Genomic DNA, 16,838 nt, shown 5'->3' with positions numbered 1-16,838 from the left:
CGACGCGCGCTAGGTCGACAGGGTGGCCCGAATGCACACTGTCACGTACGGCAGGGCCAGGCCCGTCGAGTTGGCCAATGCGGGATGCGTGGTCAGAAGCTCGCGCACCTGCTCGAGGGTCCGGGTGCGCACCTCCGTCGGCGAGGTGATGCAGTAGCTGCGCGACGCCACCAAGTCGATCAATGCTTGCGGCGTCAGGTAATTCGTCCACTCCACCTGATGGCGCTGGACGTCGACGAACGGCTCGGGCAGCGTGACGCGGTTGTTGAACGGATCGTCCTCATGGCCGATGATGCGGCCCAGCTCGCGTACCCAGCCCATCCGCTCGTCGCGCACGTTCCACACCAGGCCGAGCCGCCCGCCGGGCCGCAGCACCCGCGCCACTTCCGCCACAGCGCGGGCGGGGTCGAACCAATGCCAGGCCTGCGCCACCAGCACCGCATCCACGCTGTCGTCGGACAGGGGGATCTCCTCGGCGGTGCCGAGCAGCGCGGGCGTGTCGGGCAGCGAATGGCGAAGCAGCTCGAGCATTTCCGGGATCGGATCGACCGCCACCACGGACAGCCCGCGCTCGACGAGCCGGGTGGTGAGTTTGCCCGTGCCGGCACCGAGGTCGAGCACGTCGCGCACATCTGGCGGCAGCAGCCAGTCGATGGCCTCGGGAGGGTACGACGGCCGGCCGCGTTCGTATGCGGCCGCTTCGGCGCCGAACGACAGCGAGCGGGCCAGCTGGTCGGTCATGCCGATGCGAGCTTGAGCGTCTGCCGGATCAAATCTCCGACGGCCTCGGATTCGATCAAGAACCCGTCATGCCCGTACACCGAGTCGACGACGTTCAGCCCGGGGCAGCCCGGCAACAGGTCGGCCAGCTCCTCCTGCAGCCGCAGCGGATACAGCCGGTCGGAGGTGATGCCGCCCACCACCACGGGAACCTGACATCGACTCAGCGCCGCCGGCACACCGCCACGGCCGCGTCCGACGTCGTGGCTGGACAGCGCGTCGGTGAGCACCACGTAGCTGCCCGGGTCGAACCGGTCGACCAGCTTGGCGCCCTGGTACTCGAGGTAGCTCTGCACCGCGTACCGGCCGCCGGTCAGCGGGTTCTCCGAGGCCTGCGGCTGATTGGCAAAGCGCCGGTCCAGTTCCACCTCGCCGCGGTAGGTCAGATGGGCGAAGCGCCGGGCGATGTCCATGCCGTCGACGGGTTCTCGGCCGGTGCCGTAGTAGTCGCCGCCCTGCCAGTTCGGGTCGGCTTTGATCGCGGCGACCTGGGTGGTCTGCGTGCCGATCTGGTCGGCGGTCGCACGTGCGCCGACGGCCAGCACCAGCGCGGCGCGCACCTTGTCGGGATGGCCGACGATCCACTCCAGCGCCCGCGCGCCGCCCATCGAACCGCCGACCACCGCGGCGACCTCCGTGATGCCCACTGCCGCCAGCGCTGCGACGTCGGCCTCCACTTGGTCGCGCACGGTGATCGTGGGAAACCGTGAGCCCCAAGGCTTTCCGTCGGTTGCGGGTGAGCTGGGCCCGGTCGAGCCGCGGCAGCCGCCCAGCACGTTGGTGGCCACCGCGCACCAGCGGTTGGTGTCGATCGGCGCGCCGGGACCGACTGCGCTGTCCCACCAGCCGGGGGTCGGATGGTTCGGGCCCGCGGGCCCGGCGACGTGCGAGTCGCCGGTGAGCGCGTGCAGCACCACCACTACGTTGTCGCGTGCCGGCGACAGCTCACCCCAGCGTTGCAGCGCGATCGACACGTCGTCGATCACCCGGCCGCTCTCCAGTCGCAGCGGGCCGATGTCGACGACGCCCACCTCCCCTTCGGCGGGCAGCTGGGTGGTCGGGACGTCGAAATCCGTCACGACAGCGACCCCACCGACTGGGGGTCGGCACCCCGCGCCGAACTGAACGGCTTGGCGGCGGCGAAGCCGCGCTCGAGGTCGGCGATGATGTCGTCGATTCCCTCGATGCCGACGGCAAGGCGCACCAGGCCCGGCGTGACGCCGGTGGCCAGTTGCTCCTCGGGGCTGAGCTGGCTGTGCGTAGTGGATGCCGGATGGATCACCAGCGAGCGCACGTCACCGATGTTGGCGACGTGGCTGTGCAGGGTCAGCGCGTTGACGAACGCCTTGCCGGCCTCCACGCCGCCGGCCAGTTCGAACGCCAGCACAGCGCCGGTTCCCTTGGGCGCCAGCTTCTTTCCCAGCTCGTACCACGGCGAGCTCGGCAGCCCGGCGTAGTTCACCGACACCACGTCCTCGTGCCCGGAGAGGTACTCGGCGACGCGTTGCGCATTTTCCACGTGGCGCTGCACCCGCAGGCTCAGCGTCTCCAGTCCCTGCGCGATCAGGAACGCGTTGAAAGGCGAAGGGGCAGAACCGAGGTCGCGCAGCAGCTGCACCCGCGCCTTCAGTGCGAAGGCGGGCGGGCCGAGGTCGGCGAACACCACTCCGTGGTAGCTGGGGTCGGGCGTGGTGAACCCGGGGAAGTTACCGTTGCGCCAGTCGAACGTGCCGCCGTCGACGATCACTCCGGCGATCGCCGCGCCGTGGCCGCCCAGGTACTTGGTGGCGGAGTGCACGACGATGTCGGCGCCGTGGCTGATCGGCTGGATGAGATATGGCGTCGCGATGGTGTTGTCGACGATCAGCGGCACGCCGACGTCATGGGCCACCGCCGCGACGCCGGGGATATCGAGGATGTCGATCTGGGGGTTGGAAATCGTCTCGGCGAAGAACGCCTTGGTGTTCGGCCGCGCAGCCGCCCGCCACGACTCGAGATCGTCGGGGTCTTGGACGAAGCTGACCTCGATGCCCAGCTTGGGCAGCGAGTAGTGGAACAGGTTGTACGTGCCGCCGTACAGCCGAGGGCTGGACACGACGTGGTCGCCGGCGTTGGCGACGTTGAGGATCGCGTACGTCTCCGCCGCCTGCCCGGACGCCAGGAACAACGCAGCCACGCCGTTCTCCAGCGCGGCGATGCGCTGCTCGACGACCGCGGTGGTGGGGTTGCCGATCCGGGTGTAGATGTTGCCTTCGACCTCGAGGCCGAACAGTGCGGCGGCGTGGGCGGTGTCGTTGAACGTGTACGAGGTGGTCTGGTAGATCGGCAGCGCCCGGGCGTTGGTGGCGGCGTCCGGGACCTGGCCGACGTGAATCTGTTTGGTCTCGAACGCCCAGCGGCTGCTGGGATCGTCCTGTTCGTTCGTCATCGATGTGCTCCTGTGGTGAGGGCCGTCCGGTCCGGGGCCCGTCATCACGGACCCGCGCTTGCCGTGTAGCCGCTGGCGGCTACTCAACCTGGTCATCACCCGGGGCACCCCACCGCGGTTGGAGGGTTGCCGGCCAGCGAGCCGGGGCTTGGCGCTGGCGCTCTTGACCGATGAGAAGAGTATCGCATGCCGCAAGCCGACTGCCACCGAGTTCGCGTCGCAGACGCCCGCGCTGACCTCGCTACCGGACCCACCCCTGACACGACGGGTGCCTCGACGGAATACTGATACTCGGCTTGTCCGAACCGATGGCGGGAGACACCCAACACATGAGCAATGAGCAACCGACCATCATCTACACGCTGACCGACGAAGCGCCGCTGCTGGCTACCTACGCCTTGCTGCCGGTCATCCGCACTTTCACCGAGCCGGCGGGCATCAAAGTCGAAACCAGTGACATCTCGCTGGCGGCCCGCATCCTGGCGGAGTTCTCCGACTGCCTGGAGGAGGATCAGCGCGTGCCGGACAACCTCGCCGAGCTGGGCCGGCTGACGCAGCTGCCCGACACCAACATCATCAAACTGCCCAACATCAGCGCCTCGGTGCCGCAGCTCACCGACGCGGTCAAGGAACTGCAGGAGAAGGGCTACGCAGTGCCCGACTATCCGGCGCATCCCAAGACCGACGAGGAGAAGGCGCTCAAGGAGCGCTTCGCGAAGGTACTCGGCAGTGCCGTCAATCCCGTTCTGCGGGAAGGCAATTCGGACCGGCGCGCGGCCAAGGCGGTCAAGGAGTACGCGCGCAAGCACCCGCACAGCATGGGCGAGTGGTCGCAGGCCTCGCGCACCCATGTGGCGACGATGAAGAGCGGCGACTTCTACCACGGCGAGAAGTCGATGACGCTGGACCGCCCACGCGACGTGCGGATGGAGCTGAAGACCAAGCGCGGCGAGACGATCGTGCTCAAGCCCGAGGTGAAGCTCGACGAGGGCGACGTCATCGACAGCATGTTCATGAGCAAGAAGGCGCTGTGCGCGTTCTACGAGCAGCAGATCGAGGACGCCTACAAGACCGGCGTGATGTTCTCGCTGCACGTCAAGGCCACGATGATGAAGGTCAGCCACCCCATCGTGTTCGGCCACTGCGTCAAGGTGTTCTACAAGGACGCGTTCGCCAAGCATCAAGACGTGCTCGACGAACTCGGCGTGAACGTCAACAACGGCATGGTCGACCTCTACAACAAGATCGAGGCGCTGCCCGGATCGTTGCGCGAGGAGATCATCAACGACATCCACGCCGTGCACGAGCATCGTCCCGAATTGGCGATGGTCGATTCGGCGCGGGGCATCACGAACTTCCACTCGCCGTCCGACGTGATCGTCGACGCCTCGATGCCTGCGATGATTCGCCTCGGCGGCAAGATGTACGGCGCCGACGGCCGGACCAAGGACACCAAGGCGGTCAACCCCGAGTCGACGTTCAGCCGCATCTACCAGGAGATGATCAACTTCTGTAAGACCCACGGCCAGTTCGACCCGACCACCATGGGCACCGTGCCGAACGTCGGGCTGATGGCGCAGAAGGCCGAGGAGTACGGCAGCCACGACAAGACCTTCGAGATCCCCGAGGACGGCGTCGCCGACATCGTCGACAACGAGACCGGGGAAGTGCTGATGACGCAGAACGTCGAAGAGGGCGACATCTGGCGCATGCCCGTCACCAAGGACGCGGCGATCCAGGACTGGGTGAAGCTGGCCGTCACCCGGGCCCGCGACTCCGGTATGACCGTGGTGTTCTGGCTCGACATCGAACGCCCGCACGAGGTCGAGCTACGCAAAAAGGTCAAAAAGTACCTGCAAGACCACGACACCGAGGGCCTGCACATCCAGATCATGCCGCAGGTGTGGGCGATGCGGTACACGCTCGAACGCGTGGTGCGCGGCAAAGACACGATCGCGGCCACCGGCAACATCCTGCGCGACTACCTGACCGACCTGTTCCCGATCCTGGAGCTGGGCACCAGCGCCAAAATGCTGTCGATCGTGCCGCTGATGGCCGGCGGTGGGATGTACGAAACCGGCGCGGGCGGCTCGGCGCCCAAACACGTCAAGCAGCTGGTCGAGGAGAACCACCTGCGGTGGGATTCGCTCGGCGAGTATCTGGCGCTGGGCGCATGCCTGATGGACATCGGCACGAAAACCGGAAACAAGAGGGCCACGGTTCTCGGCAAGGCGCTCGACGGGGCGATCGGCTGCTTCCTGGAGAACGACAAGAGCCCGTCGCGCAAGACCGGCGAGCTGGACAACCGGGGCAGCCACTTCTATCTCGCTTTGTACTGGGCGCAGCAGCTGGCCGAGCAGAGCGACGACCAAGAGCTCGCGGATCATTTCGCGCAGCTGGCGAAGTCGCTGTCGGAGAACGAAGACACGATTCTGTCGGAACTCGCTGCCGCGCAAGGCAATTCGGTCGACATCGGCGGCTACTACTACCCCGACCCCGAAAAGACCACCGCAGTGATGCGGCCCAGCAAGACGTTCAACCAGACGCTGGAGGCCGCCCAAGCCTGAGCGCAGTTTCGCGGCATTCGGCCCTTGTAGTGTGGCTCACATGTCCAGGATCAAGGTCGAAGGCACGGTCGTTGAGCTCGACGGCGACGAGATGACCCGGATCATCTGGAAGTCCATCAAGGACACGCTGATCCTGCCGTACCTGGACATCGACCTCGAGTATTACGACCTCGGCATCGAGCACCGCGACGAAACCGACGACCAGGTGACCGTCGACGCCGCGCACGCGATCCAAAAGCACGGCGTCGGCGTCAAATGCGCCACGATCACCCCCGACGAGGCCCGGGTCAAGGAGTTCAACCTCAAGAAGATGTGGCTGTCGCCCAACGGCACCATCCGAAACATCTTGGGCGGCACCATCTTTCGTGCACCGATCGTCATCAACAATGTCCCCCGCCTGGTGCCCGGCTGGACCAAGCCGATCATCATCGGCCGCCACGCGTTCGGCGACCAGTACCGGGCCGAGAACTTCGCGTTCGACCGGCCGGGCACGTTCACGATCACGTTCACTCCCGACGACGGCAGCGAGCCCATCCAGCAGGAGGTCGTCCACATTCCCGACGAGGGCGGGGTGATCATGGGCATGTACAACTTCAAGCGCTCGATCCAGGACTTCGCGCGCGCGTCGTTCAAGTACGGGCTGAAAGAGAAGTACCCGGTCTACCTGTCGACCAAGAACACGATCCTCAAGGCCTACGACGGGATGTTCAAGGACGAGTTCCAGCGAATCTACGACGAGGAGTTCAAAGACGAGTTCGAGCGCAACGGCCTGACCTACGAGCACCGGTTGATCGACGACATGGTCGCCTCGGCGCTGAAGTGGGAGGGCGGCTACGTCTGGGCGTGCAAGAACTACGACGGCGACGTCCAGTCGGACGCCGTCGCGCAGGGCTACGGGTCGCTGGGATTGATGACGTCGGTGCTGATGACTCCCGACGGCAAGATCGTCGAGGCAGAGGCGGCGCACGGCACCGTGACGCGGCATTTCCGGCTGCACCAGCAGGGCAAGCCGACGTCGACGAACCCGATCGCGTCGATTTTCGCGTGGACCAGGGCGCTGGAGCACCGCGGCAAACTCGACGACACCCGCGAGGTGATCGAGTTCGCGCAGAAGCTGGAGAGCGTGGTCGTCGACACCGTCGAGGGCGGGCAGATGACCAAGGACCTCGCGGCGCTGATCGGTCCGGACCAGGAGTGGCTGACCACCGAGGACTTCATGGCCGCCCTCGACGACAACCTGCAGAAGGCGCTCGCCGAGGCCTAACCGGTCGACTTCACCGGCGGCGTGCCGATGTACTCGTCGACCCAATTCACGATCACGTCGGCGATGCGCTCGGGTGCCTCGAACATCGGGATGTGACCCACGCCGTCGAGCTCGGTGACCTTGTTGATCTCCGGAATGTGGGTGTGGAAGTGCCGCGTGTAACGCGGGTGCGGCAGCACGCGGTCCTTTTCGCAGATCACCAGGTGGGTGGGCGTGCAGGTCTCGGCCAGTTCCAAGAGGCCGGGCGCCATCAGCGACTTCATCAACAGCTGGTAGTAGGCCGGGCAGTTGCGGACGTCGTCGATGATGTCCAGCAGGTCGCTCTCGGGCAGAGTTTCCGGAGATGCGCTGATCGGGAAGTGCGCGAGATATCGGCTGAACGGCAGGCTCAGCACCCGCGGGCCGAGCAATTTCACCAGCACATACAGCGGTGCGCCGGCCAGGAACTTGGCGACGATCTCGAACTTCACCGGCGACCACTGGTGCCAGCCGCCCGCCGGAGCGATCGCGGTGATCGTGCGGGCCCGGCCCCGGCGCTCCAGCTCGAACGCCACCCAGCCGCCCAGCGAGTTGCCCACGATGTGCGCAGTTTTCCAGCCGAGGTCGTCGAGCTGGCGCTCCAGATGATCGGCGAGCGTGGCGCTGTCGAGCTTCCAACTGCCTTTCGGGCCGCCGTTGTGGCCGGCCATGGTCGGCGCGAACACCTCGTAGCGGCCCGTGTCGGCGATCCGCGGGGCGACTTTCTTCCAGACGTTCTGCGACATCATGAACGGGTGCAGCAGAAGCATCGGTTCGCCGGAGCCGAGATGGATGGGGGCACGCTCGCGCATGATGGCGACCATAAAGCCGGTACCGCCGGTACCGCAAGCGCGCTGGACGCCTGCGGGTGAAAAGATTGGCCGACCATGAGCAAGCAGAAACGCGTCTTCTCCGGCGTCCAGCCGACCTCCGACTCGCTGCACCTGGGCAACGCCTTGGGCGCGGTGACGCACTGGGTGGGGCTGCAGGACGAGTTCGACGCGTTCTTCTGCGTGGTCGACCTGCACGCGATCACCGTCCCGCAGGACCCCGATGTGCTGCGCCGGCGCACGCTGGTGACCGCCGCGCAGTATCTGGCGCTGGGAATCGACCCGGCCCGTAGCACCGTCTTCGTGCAGAGCCACGTGCCCGCGCACACCGAATTGGCTTGGGTGCTGGGCTGTTTCACCGGTTACGGGCAGGCGTCGCGGATGACGCAGTTCAAGGACAAGGCTCAACGGCAGGGCACCGAGTCGACGACGGTCGGGCTGTTCACGTATCCGGTACTGATGGCTGCCGACGTGCTGTTGTACGACACCGATCTGGTGCCGGTCGGTGAGGATCAGCGTCAGCATCTGGAGCTGGCGCGTGATGTCGCGCAGCGTTTCAACAGCCGCTTCCCGGACACGTTCGTGGTGCCCGAGGTGCTGATCCCGAAGGCGACGGCCAAGATCTACGACTTGAGCGACCCGACGTCGAAGATGAGCAAGTCCGCACCCACCGAGGCCGGGTTGATCAACCTGCTCGACGATCCGGGCCTCACCGCGAAGAAGATCCGCTCGGCGGTCACCGACAGCGGCCGCGAGGTCCGCTACGACCCGCAGAACCAGCCGGGGGTGTCGAACCTGCTGACCATCCAATCGGCGATCACCGGCACCGACGTCGACAAGCTGGTCGAGGGCTACACGGGCCGCGGCTACGGCGACCTCAAGCGCGACACCGCCGACGCGGTCGTGGAGTTCGTCACCCCCATCCGGGCGCGTGTCGACGAATTGCTGAGCGACACAACCGAGTTGGAAGCGATTCTCAAGAAGGGCGCCGACCGGGCCCGCGAGGTGTCGGCAAAGATGATCGCCAATGTCTATGAGCGGCTAGGGTTCTTGCAGATTTCCTCATAGGAGACGGCCCATGCCGGACAAGCCGGGCATCCTCGATCGGCTGCGGGCGCGCTATGGCTGGTTCGACCACGTGATGCGGGCTCAGCAGCGCTACCGCGACGCCAACGGCGACTTCTTCGCCGCAGGAATCACCTACTTCACGGTGTTCGCGTTGTTTCCGTTGCTCATGGTGGCGTTCGCGATCGCCGGGTTCGTGTTGTCGCGCCAGCCGGAGCTGCTCACACAGATCGAGGATCGCGTCAAGCACACGGTGTCGGGCGAATTCGGCCGCCAGGTCGTCGAACTCATCGCCGCGGCGATCGAGTCGCGGACGTCCGTGGGCGTCATCGGCCTGGCCACCGCGCTGTGGGCGGGGCTGGGCTGGATGGCCAACATCCGCGAGGCGCTCAGTGCGATGTGGGACCAACGGCATGAAGGCGGGGGTTTCGTGCGTACCAAGCTGTCGGACCTCGGCGCGCTGCTGTCGGTGTTCCTCGCACTCGTCGTCACCATCGGGTTGTCCGCGTTGTCGAGCCGTCCGCTGATGCGAAACATCCTGCGCTGGTTGGGCATTGCTCACCTTCCGGGGGTCGGCGTAGCACTGCAGATCACCTCGGTGCTGGCGTCGGTGCTGGTTTCCTGGCTGTTGTTCGCGTGGATGATCGCCCGGCTGCCGCGGGAGTCGCTGAGCGTGCGCAGCTCGCTGCGAGCGGGGCTGATCGCCGCGGTGGGTTTCGAGGTGTTCAAACAGTTGGGCTCGTTGTATCTGGCGACGGTCATGCATGGGCCGGCGGGGGCGACGTTCGGGCCGGTGCTGGGTCTTTTGGTATTCGCCTACATCACGGCGCGACTGGTGTTGTTTGCGACGGCGTGGGCGGCGACGTCGTCGGAAAACCTCGCCGCCGCGCCGGTGGTGCCGCCGGACGCCGCGATCATCGCGCCACGTACCTCCGAGGGCGTCGGGTTGCGTGGGGCGCTGGTGGCAGGAGCGCTGGGAGCCCTCGGGGCGCTGGGGATTTCAAGGCTCACGCGCCGAATGTGAACTCACTGCGAGAATCCGGCCGGATCGTCGCAGCCAGCGCACGCTCGGCGAAGGACTATGTCTGGGCGCGGCGGTTGATCGAGCGGGCGGCCAGGATCAAGCCGAACACGATCAGCGCGCCCACGATCGCGACACCGACGCGCACCGGCAGGTCGTTCATCGAACCCGGCAGGCCCGCCGCAGCCGACGGGGCGCTGGTGTCAGAAGCGGTCTTGGGCACCAGCGACGGGTCCGGCTCCACCAGCTTGCCCACCATCGTGCCCGGCGGCGTCGCGAACCCGTAGTCCAGCAGATGCGCCGCCTGCTGCCACGGCGGGATGGGCTGGCGGGTGCCGTGCAGCAGCACCGCCATCAGGCGCCGGCCGTCGCGGTTGGCCGCACCCACGAACGTCTGGCCGGCGTCGTCGGTGTAGCCCGTCTTGCCGCCCATCGCGCCCGGATAGTTGTAGAGCAGCTGGTTGTCGTTCTCGAGCGTGTAGCCGGGGTGCGGCTCGTCGCCGGGAACGTTGGGCCGGGCCGGGTGACCGGGGAACTCGAACGTCTTGGTGGCGACGATCTGCGCGAAGATCGGGTTCTGCCAGGCATACCGGTAGAACAGGCCCATGTCGTAGGCCGACGTGCTCATCCCAGGGCCATCCAGGCCGGACGGGGTGGCGGCGCGGGTGTCGGTGGCGCCGAGCTTGCGCGCCAGCGCGTTGATCTTGCCGAGCGCGACGTCCATGCCGCCGAGCTGCATCGCGAGCGCATGCGCGGCGTCGTTGCCGGAGTGCATCAGCAGCCCGTGCAGCAGCTGGAAGACCGTGTAGGTGCCGCCTTGGTCGACGCCGACGCGGGTGCCTTCGGCGTTGCCGTCCTCGGCGGTGCCGGTGACCACCTTCCCGATGCCGAGTTCGTTGATCGCCTGCATCGCGACCAGCACCTTGATGATGCTGGCTGGCCGGTGCCGCCCGTGCGGATCCTTCGCGGCGACGACCGCGCCGGTGTCGAGGTCCGCGACGAGCCACGCGTCGGCGGAGATGTCGTTGGGCAGGGGCGGGGTGTTGGGCGCGACGACCACCCCGCAGCCGCTCAGTGCGTCACCGCCCATCGGTTTGGCCGGAACCGGCAACGGCTGGGGCGCCTCGCCGGCGGTCGGCACCTCGGATTCGTCGACGGCAGGCGGGGTGGCCACCCGGTACGGGCACGAAGGCGTGTCAGGGGCAGCGACCGGCTCGGCGGACGCCGGCGGCATGCCGCCCAGCGTCGGAAACCCCATCAACACCGCTGCCGAAGCCGCGCACAGTACGCGCCGGCCGGCCTTCGTCAACCCACCCATCGAGACCGCAGGTTACGGGACGAAGGTCACGGCAGCCGTCATGACCCGCCGCTTGCCGGTTACAGGTCTGCCACATCGCCTACAGGCGCCGCCACGCCTCCGACAGCACGTGGCGCAGGATCTGCTCGATCTCGTCGAACTCGGCTTGGCCGCTGATCAGCGGCGGCGCGAGCTGCACCACGGGATCGCCGCGGTCGTCGGCGCGGCAGTACAGCCCCGCCTCCAGCAGTGCCGACGACAAGAAGCCCCGCAGCAGCCGTTCGCTCTCCTCGTCGGTGAACGTCACCTTGCCGGCCTTGTCCTTCACCAGCTCGACGGCGTAGAAGTAGCCCTCGCCGCGGATGTCACCGACGATCGGCAGGTCGTGGAGCTTCTCCAGCGTGGTGCGGAACGCGGCGGCGTTGTGTTTGACGTGGTCGTTGATGCCCTCGCGTTCGAAGACGTCGAGATTGGCCAGCGCGACCGCCGCCGAGACCGGGTGGCCGCCGAACGTGTAGCCGTGCGGGAACGTCGTCTTGCCGTCGGCGAACGGCTCGAACAGCCGGTCGGAGGCGATCATCGCGCCGATCGGCGAGTAACCCGACGACATGCCCTTTGCGCAGGTGATCATGTCGGGGACGTAGCCGAAGTCGTCACACGCGAACATCGATCCGATCCGGCCGAACGCGCAGATCACTTCGTCGGACACCAGCAGAACGTCGTACTCGTCGCAGATTTCGCGGACCCGCTCGAAGTAGCCGGGTGGCGGGGGGAAGCACCCACCCGCGTTCTGCACCGGCTCGAGGAACACCGCAGCGACGGTGTCGGGACCCTCGGATTCGATCACCTCGGCGATCCGGTCTGCAGCCCACCGCCCGAACTCCTTGACGTCGGTGTTCACCGGCGCGGGCGCGCGGTAGAAGTTGGTGTTGGGCACCCGGAAGCTGCCCGGTGGCAGCGGCTCGAACGGCTTCTTGAAGTTCGGTAGGCCGGTGATCGCGAGCGCGCCGTGCGGGGTGCCGTGGTAGGCGATCGACCGCGAAATCACCTTGTACTTATGGGGTTTGCCGACCAGCTTGAAATACTGCTTGGCCAGCTTCCATGCGGTTTCCACCGCTTCGCCGCCGCCGGTGGTGAAAAAGACCCGGTTCAGGTCGCCCGGCGCGTAGTGCGCCAGCCGTTCGGCCAGTTCGATCGCCGGTGGGGTGGCGTAGGACCACAGCGGAAAGAACTCGAGCTGCCTGGTCTGTCGGGCGGCGGCCTCGGCCAGGTCGGCGCGGCCGTGGCCCACCTGGACGACGAACAGTCCGGACAGCCCGTCGAGGTAGCAGCTGCCGCGGCTGTCCCAAATCCGCACGCCCTCACCGCGAGTGATGATCGGAGGCGTGATGCCGGCGCCGTGCCGGGCGAAGTGGCCCCACAGGTAGCGGTCGGCCTTCGCCGAAAGCTCAGCCGAAATGTCTTGGGCGGGACCGTTTATGGTCACCGCGTCCCCCAATTGTATTGCTGCTTGACGAGTTTGAGGTAGACCAGTGTCTCGGCGCACGTGACGCCGGGCAGCGCCCGGATCTGGGTGTTGAGCAAATCCAGCAAGTGGTCGTCGTCCTCGCAGACGACTTCGGCGATCACGTCGAAGGAGCCGGCCGTCAACACTACGTAGTCGACCGACGTCAATGCGGCCAGCTGCTCGGCGAGCTTGCCGGAGTCGCCGGTGCAGCGGATGCCGATCATCGCCTGGCGGGCGAAGCCCAACTGCATCGGGTCGGTCACGGCGACGATCTGCATCACCCCTGCGTCGATCATCCGCTGAACCCGTTGGCGCACAGCGGCTTCCGACAACCCCACTGCCTTACCGATGCCCGCGTAGGACCGGCGGCCGTCCTCCTGCAGCTGCTCGATGATCGCTTTCGACAGCTCGTCGAGTTGGCCGTCGGTGCTGGGCATGGGAAAGATTCTGGCACGGATTCCGTCGTCGTGGGCAACCCACACAACGCTTTGACTCGTGGCTTTCGGATGCACGCAACGGATTGGGTGAGCGAATAATCATGGCCTCGAAGCGTGGTCGGCCGGCCGCTAATAGACTCTGGTGAATGACCGCAGCGCAGCGGGTCGACGAGTTCGAGGCTTTGCGCCCTCATCTGCTTTCGGTGGGTTACCGGCTCACCGGCACAGTGGCCGACGCCGAGGACGCGGTACAGGATGCGTGGTTGCGGTGGCAGCACTCCGGAGACGAGCCCGAGGACTTGCGGGCCTGGCTGACCAGAGTGGTGAGCAGGCTGGCGCTGGACCGGCTGCGGTCAGCGGCCAGACGGCGCGAAACCTATGTGGGGGAGTGGCTTCCGGAACCGGTGGTCACCACTCCCGGCACCGATGATCCGCTGGCCGCGGTGGTCGCCGACGAAGACGCACGGTACGCGGCGATGGTGGTGCTGGAGCGGTTGACGCCGGATCAGCGGGTGGCGTTCGTGCTGCACGACGGCTTCGGGGTGCCGTTCTCGGAGATCGCGTCGATTCTGGGTACGACGGAGGCGTCGGCGCGGCAATTGGCGTCGCGTGCCCGCCGGATCGTCGGCGACGAGCCGCTCGCGCGGCCGGTGGATGCGTCGCACGACGAGGTGGTGGGCCGGCTGCTGGCCGCGATGGCCGAGGGTGACATGGATGCGGTGATCGGACTGCTGCACCCCGACGTCACGCTCGTCGGCGACGCAAATGGCAAGACCCGCACCGCAATTCACACGATCACAGGTCCGGACAAGGTGGCGCGGTTCCTGTTCGGGCTGGCCCGCCGCTACGGTCCCGGCTGGCTGGAGTCGAGCCGGCTGGCGCTGGTGAACGGCGAACTCGGCGCCTACTCGGTCGGCAGCCCCGGCAGCGACGGCCACGAGCCCGTGCACCCGAGGATCATCGCGGTCGCCGTGCGCGACGGCAAGGTCGCGGCCGTCTGGGACGTGGCCAACCCGGACAAGTTCACCGGTTCGCCGCTGCATGGCCGGTAGCTGGCGCGGCACAATTGACTTTGTGCCCCAGCGCGTTCCCTGCCGTCGCTGGTCTTGCACTTGGGTCCAGCCACTCAGCGCCTGGGTATCAAGTGGACGTTGCGGGTCTTGCCCGCGCTCCTGCCGATCTGAGGCAGTCGAAGCCGAGCTCTCTCGATCTTCGCCTTGCAGCTGAGCAAAGCTAGCACTTGACGATGACTCGACCTGCGGTGCGGGTGACGTCTCTCGTTGCGGCACGGCGTATCCCATCGCGGCCCGTACTGCTAACACTTCATTCAGGGGCGGATTGGCAGGATCGTCGCCGATCAGAACAAGCGACCCGTTATCGATCCGCTCGACGGTCGCCGTTGGCGGAAGCGCCCGCCACTCAAAGCGAATCGAGTCATCGTCCGCGAGGAAGGTGGCCCACCCGGCGGGCTGGCCAATCACTTGCCCGTAGGCGATACCGCCATTCTCCAGCGGTTGATCCGGCTCGGCTTGCGCTCTCGTCAATGCGCTACTGGACCACACCGCGCGCTGCGGCTGAAACGTTGCAATGACAGCTGTCAGTATCGAGATGGCGGTGTCCCGGGCGTAGAGCGTGGGGAACCGCGACGAGTCGGGGAAGTTGATCGTCACGTTATTGCCGACGTACTGGGACGTCACGCTCAAATGCATAGAAAGCGTGACGCCACCATCTTTGTTGTCGCGGCTGTTCCACCAATACAGGGCATATCCCAGATCTTCCATGACGTCGTGCCCGACGTCCTTGCGGTTCCGTCCCGCCAAGAGACGATCAATGAGGTCCGTTCGCTCCGCGGTAACTAGTGGTTCCTTCAGCGCCTCCTGTCGCGAGCGCCCTTTTCCGCGCCAATCAGTTAGGAGAGGATCGATCTCAGCCAAGACGCCAAGGAATCTTGCGACCTTGTCGGCACACTGCTCGACAGACTCTGCGCGAGCGCCCCAATACGCCCCTAGATACGATTTCGTCATAGTGTTCCCCTACTGTGGCGGGACCCAAACAACGCGGATCTGCGGGTAAGCGTGCATAAGCATTTCTCGGACGAGATTTGCGCTTGCTTCCTCGGCGAACGTCCATTGAACCGGAGTCCCGCCGGCCGCTGCTACCTGGCGGGCAGCTTGTGGTCAGAGCAACTTCATTGTGGGACTCGCCCACGGAACCCGGCACGCCTCACCAGAGCTGAAGCCCTGTTCGGTGATGCCCAGCGCGGTGTTCATCCGGGCTCGCATGTTCTCGACGCCGATCTGGTACGTCAGCTCGATCACCCCGGCGTCGCCGAAACGGCGTCGCAGATCGGCCACCTGTTCGTCGGTGACGGTGTGCGGGTCGCGGGTCATCGCGTCGGCGTAGGCGATCGCGGCGCGCTCGTCGTCGTTGTACAGCGGCGACGTGGCGTAGTCGTCAATGTGCTTGAGCCGCTCAAGATCCAGGCCCTCGAGGCGGATCAGCATCGAGCCGAAGTCCACGCACCACGAGCAGCCGACGGTGCGGGCGGTCCAGTACACGGCGAGCTCGCGGACGTTCGCGGGCAGCTTGGTCGAGGCCTTCTCCAGCGCGGTCTCGTGGACCGCATTGGCCGTCAGTAGGCCGGGGTGATGTGCCGCGACCGCGAACGGTTCGGGCACTTCGCCGAACCGGCGCTTGGCGTAGCGGTACATCAGCCGGGTCAGCAGATTGGCGCGGTGAGGGGGCAGAGGCGGGATGCGGGTGTTGGTCATACCCCTTAGACGCCGCAGCCCACCGATGTGTGACAGCCGAATCACGAGATGTTGGGGTCGAACGTGACGATCACGTAGGTGCCGAGCACCAGGGTGAACGTCATCGACACCGCGAGCAGGCCCTTGAGCCAGCGCCGGGTGGAGTCCTTGCGGGCGTAGTCGTCGATGATCACGCGCATGCCGTTGCCGCCGTGCAGCTGCGCCAGCCACAGCAGCAGCAGATCCCATATCCGCCACCATGGCGAATGCCATTGTGCAGCAACGAAATTGAAGTCGATCCGGTGTACACCGTCGTCGGCGATCAGCGTGACGTACAGGTGTCCCACCGCCAGCACCACGAGCGCGAGCCCGGAGAACCGCACGAAAAGCCACGCGGACCTCTCGAACCGCCGGCCCCGCGGAGAGCGGGGCGCATCCACCGGCGTCACGATCGCTGCACCAGGTGCGCGCCCAGCACGATCAGTGCCGGAATCACCGCGGCTAGCCACAGGATGACGACGGCCCACCGCAAGAACGTCTGGAAGCGCTCACGCGGCGACAGGAAGTCGACGACGACCACGCGGATCCCGTTGAGCGCGTGAAAGAGCACCGCGGCCACCAGTCCTGCCTCCATGAGGCCGACGACCGGCGTCTTGTAGAGCGCGACCACCTGGTCGTAAGCCTGAGGGCTGACCCGCACCAGCGCGGTGTCGAGGACGTGGACGAAGAGGAAGAAGAAGATCGCCGCCCCCGAGATGCGGTGCAGCACCCACAACCAGATCCCCGGATCGCCGCGGCGGACGGCCTTGCGCTCCATCGACGTGGTGCTCATGACGACAGTAAACCCTGCCGCCCCTTCGTCCCGAACCATGCG

Annotated in this window: 15 protein-coding genes, 1 pseudogene and 1 riboswitch; of the genes and pseudogenes, 5 read left to right on the top strand and 11 right to left on the bottom strand. The window is 66.5% G+C overall.

Annotation, left to right across the window (positions count from 1 at the left end):
• Positions 1-9: 9 nt before the first annotated feature.
• From AC5Y4N_RS20295 to AC5Y4N_RS20285, 3 genes are read right to left on the bottom strand one after another with little or no spacing between them, the layout of a single operon-like run.
• Positions 10-741, bottom strand: a complete 732-nt coding sequence (locus AC5Y4N_RS20295) for a class I SAM-dependent methyltransferase (RefSeq protein ID WP_499911476.1) — start codon at positions 739-741, stop codon at positions 10-12.
• On the bottom strand, positions 738-1,859 hold the full coding sequence (metX, locus tag AC5Y4N_RS20290) for a homoserine O-acetyltransferase MetX (protein ID WP_499911478.1): 1,122 nt from the start codon (positions 1,857-1,859) through the stop codon (positions 738-740). The genes AC5Y4N_RS20295 and metX overlap by 4 nt, the downstream gene beginning before the upstream one ends.
• Positions 1,856-3,208, bottom strand: coding sequence for a bifunctional o-acetylhomoserine/o-acetylserine sulfhydrylase (locus AC5Y4N_RS20285; RefSeq protein WP_499911480.1), 1,353 nt, complete (start codon positions 3,206-3,208; stop codon positions 1,856-1,858). The genes metX and AC5Y4N_RS20285 overlap by 4 nt, the downstream gene beginning before the upstream one ends.
• A 49-nt stretch (positions 3,209-3,257) precedes the next feature.
• Positions 3,258-3,377, bottom strand: a riboswitch (SAM riboswitch).
• A gap of 160 nt (positions 3,378-3,537) precedes the next feature.
• Here AC5Y4N_RS20285 and AC5Y4N_RS20280 point away from each other — a divergent pair.
• Complete coding sequence (locus AC5Y4N_RS20280; protein ID WP_499911482.1) at positions 3,538-5,775, top strand: NADP-dependent isocitrate dehydrogenase; 2,238 nt, start codon at positions 3,538-3,540, stop codon at positions 5,773-5,775.
• A gap of 40 nt (positions 5,776-5,815) precedes the next feature.
• Positions 5,816-7,039, top strand: coding sequence for an NADP-dependent isocitrate dehydrogenase (locus tag AC5Y4N_RS20275; protein WP_499911484.1), 1,224 nt, complete (start codon positions 5,816-5,818; stop codon positions 7,037-7,039).
• Here AC5Y4N_RS20275 and ephH read toward each other — a convergent pair.
• Positions 7,036-7,869, bottom strand: coding sequence for an epoxide hydrolase EphH (gene ephH, locus AC5Y4N_RS20270; RefSeq protein WP_499911486.1), 834 nt, complete (start codon positions 7,867-7,869; stop codon positions 7,036-7,038). The two genes, AC5Y4N_RS20275 and ephH, sit on opposite strands and share 4 nt — an antisense overlap.
• Positions 7,870-7,944: 75 nt before the next feature.
• On the opposite strand from ephH, the gene trpS reads away from it, so the two are divergent.
• Together trpS and yhjD are read left to right on the top strand one after the other, a co-directional pair.
• Complete coding sequence (gene trpS, locus AC5Y4N_RS20265; protein ID WP_499911488.1) at positions 7,945-8,955, top strand: tryptophan--tRNA ligase; 1,011 nt, start codon at positions 7,945-7,947, stop codon at positions 8,953-8,955.
• A 10-nt stretch (positions 8,956-8,965) separates the two neighbouring features.
• Positions 8,966-9,976, top strand: a complete 1,011-nt coding sequence (gene yhjD / locus AC5Y4N_RS20260; protein ID WP_499911490.1) for an inner membrane protein YhjD — start codon at positions 8,966-8,968, stop codon at positions 9,974-9,976.
• A 55-nt stretch (positions 9,977-10,031) separates the two neighbouring features.
• Here the strand turns inward: yhjD and AC5Y4N_RS20255 are convergent, their stop codons facing one another.
• The 3 genes from AC5Y4N_RS20255 to AC5Y4N_RS20245 all read right to left on the bottom strand — a co-directional run bounded on the left by AC5Y4N_RS20255 (position 10,032) and on the right by AC5Y4N_RS20245 (position 13,214).
• Positions 10,032-11,291: a D-alanyl-D-alanine carboxypeptidase family protein gene (locus AC5Y4N_RS20255; protein WP_499911492.1), complete on the bottom strand. Its 1,260-nt coding sequence runs from the start codon at positions 11,289-11,291 to the stop codon at positions 10,032-10,034.
• 79 nt (positions 11,292-11,370) lie between these two features.
• Positions 11,371-12,756, bottom strand: a complete 1,386-nt coding sequence (locus tag AC5Y4N_RS20250; protein ID WP_499911493.1) for an aspartate aminotransferase family protein — start codon at positions 12,754-12,756, stop codon at positions 11,371-11,373.
• On the bottom strand, positions 12,753-13,214 hold the full coding sequence (locus tag AC5Y4N_RS20245; protein ID WP_499911494.1) for an Lrp/AsnC family transcriptional regulator: 462 nt from the start codon (positions 13,212-13,214) through the stop codon (positions 12,753-12,755). Before AC5Y4N_RS20245 ends, AC5Y4N_RS20250 begins: the two co-directional genes overlap by 4 nt.
• Positions 13,215-13,360: 146 nt before the next feature.
• Between AC5Y4N_RS20245 and AC5Y4N_RS20240 the strand changes: the two genes are divergently transcribed.
• Complete coding sequence (locus AC5Y4N_RS20240; RefSeq protein WP_499911495.1) at positions 13,361-14,266, top strand: sigma-70 family RNA polymerase sigma factor; 906 nt, start codon at positions 13,361-13,363, stop codon at positions 14,264-14,266.
• 312 nt (positions 14,267-14,578) lie between these two features.
• Here AC5Y4N_RS20240 and AC5Y4N_RS20235 read toward each other — a convergent pair.
• The 4 genes and pseudogenes from AC5Y4N_RS20235 to sdhC all read right to left on the bottom strand — a co-directional run.
• A pseudogene (locus AC5Y4N_RS20235) lies at positions 14,579-15,238 on the bottom strand (Imm52 family immunity protein); the annotation flags it as partial.
• Between the two features lie 153 nt (positions 15,239-15,391).
• Positions 15,392-15,985, bottom strand: coding sequence for a carboxymuconolactone decarboxylase family protein (locus AC5Y4N_RS20230; RefSeq protein WP_499911496.1), 594 nt, complete (start codon positions 15,983-15,985; stop codon positions 15,392-15,394).
• A 41-nt stretch (positions 15,986-16,026) separates the two neighbouring features.
• Positions 16,027-16,416 (bottom strand): succinate dehydrogenase hydrophobic membrane anchor subunit, encoded by a 390-nt coding sequence (locus AC5Y4N_RS20225; RefSeq protein ID WP_499911546.1) that lies wholly within the window; start codon positions 16,414-16,416, stop codon positions 16,027-16,029.
• Complete coding sequence (gene sdhC / locus AC5Y4N_RS20220) at positions 16,410-16,745, bottom strand: succinate dehydrogenase, cytochrome b556 subunit (RefSeq protein ID WP_499911548.1); 336 nt, start codon at positions 16,743-16,745, stop codon at positions 16,410-16,412. Before sdhC ends, AC5Y4N_RS20225 begins: the two co-directional genes overlap by 7 nt.
• Between the last annotated feature and the right edge of the window lie 93 nt (positions 16,746-16,838).

Source organism: Mycobacterium sp. NGS19, assembly GCF_059813155.1.
The sequence above is the reverse complement of the archived record's forward strand: the minus strand, read 5'-3'. Positions and strand labels throughout refer to the sequence as shown.

Coding starts and splice junctions, on each gene's coding strand:
- AC5Y4N_RS20295 (WP_499911476.1), bottom strand. CDS start 741: ATGACCGACCAGCTGGCCCGCTCGCTGTCGTTCGGCGCCGAAGCGGCC.
- AC5Y4N_RS20285 (WP_499911480.1), bottom strand. CDS start 3,208: ATGACGAACGAACAGGACGATCCCAGCAGCCGCTGGGCGTTCGAGACC.
- AC5Y4N_RS20280 (WP_499911482.1), top strand. CDS start 3,538: ATGAGCAATGAGCAACCGACCATCATCTACACGCTGACCGACGAAGCG.
- AC5Y4N_RS20275 (WP_499911484.1), top strand. CDS start 5,816: ATGTCCAGGATCAAGGTCGAAGGCACGGTCGTTGAGCTCGACGGCGAC.
- ephH (WP_499911486.1), bottom strand. CDS start 7,869: ATGCGCGAGCGTGCCCCCATCCATCTCGGCTCCGGCGAACCGATGCTT.
- trpS (WP_499911488.1), top strand. CDS start 7,945: ATGAGCAAGCAGAAACGCGTCTTCTCCGGCGTCCAGCCGACCTCCGAC.
- yhjD (WP_499911490.1), top strand. CDS start 8,966: ATGCCGGACAAGCCGGGCATCCTCGATCGGCTGCGGGCGCGCTATGGC.
- AC5Y4N_RS20255 (WP_499911492.1), bottom strand. CDS start 11,291: ATGGGTGGGTTGACGAAGGCCGGCCGGCGCGTACTGTGCGCGGCTTCG.
- AC5Y4N_RS20245 (WP_499911494.1), bottom strand. CDS start 13,214: ATGCCCAGCACCGACGGCCAACTCGACGAGCTGTCGAAAGCGATCATC.
- AC5Y4N_RS20240 (WP_499911495.1), top strand. CDS start 13,361: ATGACCGCAGCGCAGCGGGTCGACGAGTTCGAGGCTTTGCGCCCTCAT.
- AC5Y4N_RS20230 (WP_499911496.1), bottom strand. CDS start 15,985: ATGACCAACACCCGCATCCCGCCTCTGCCCCCTCACCGCGCCAATCTG.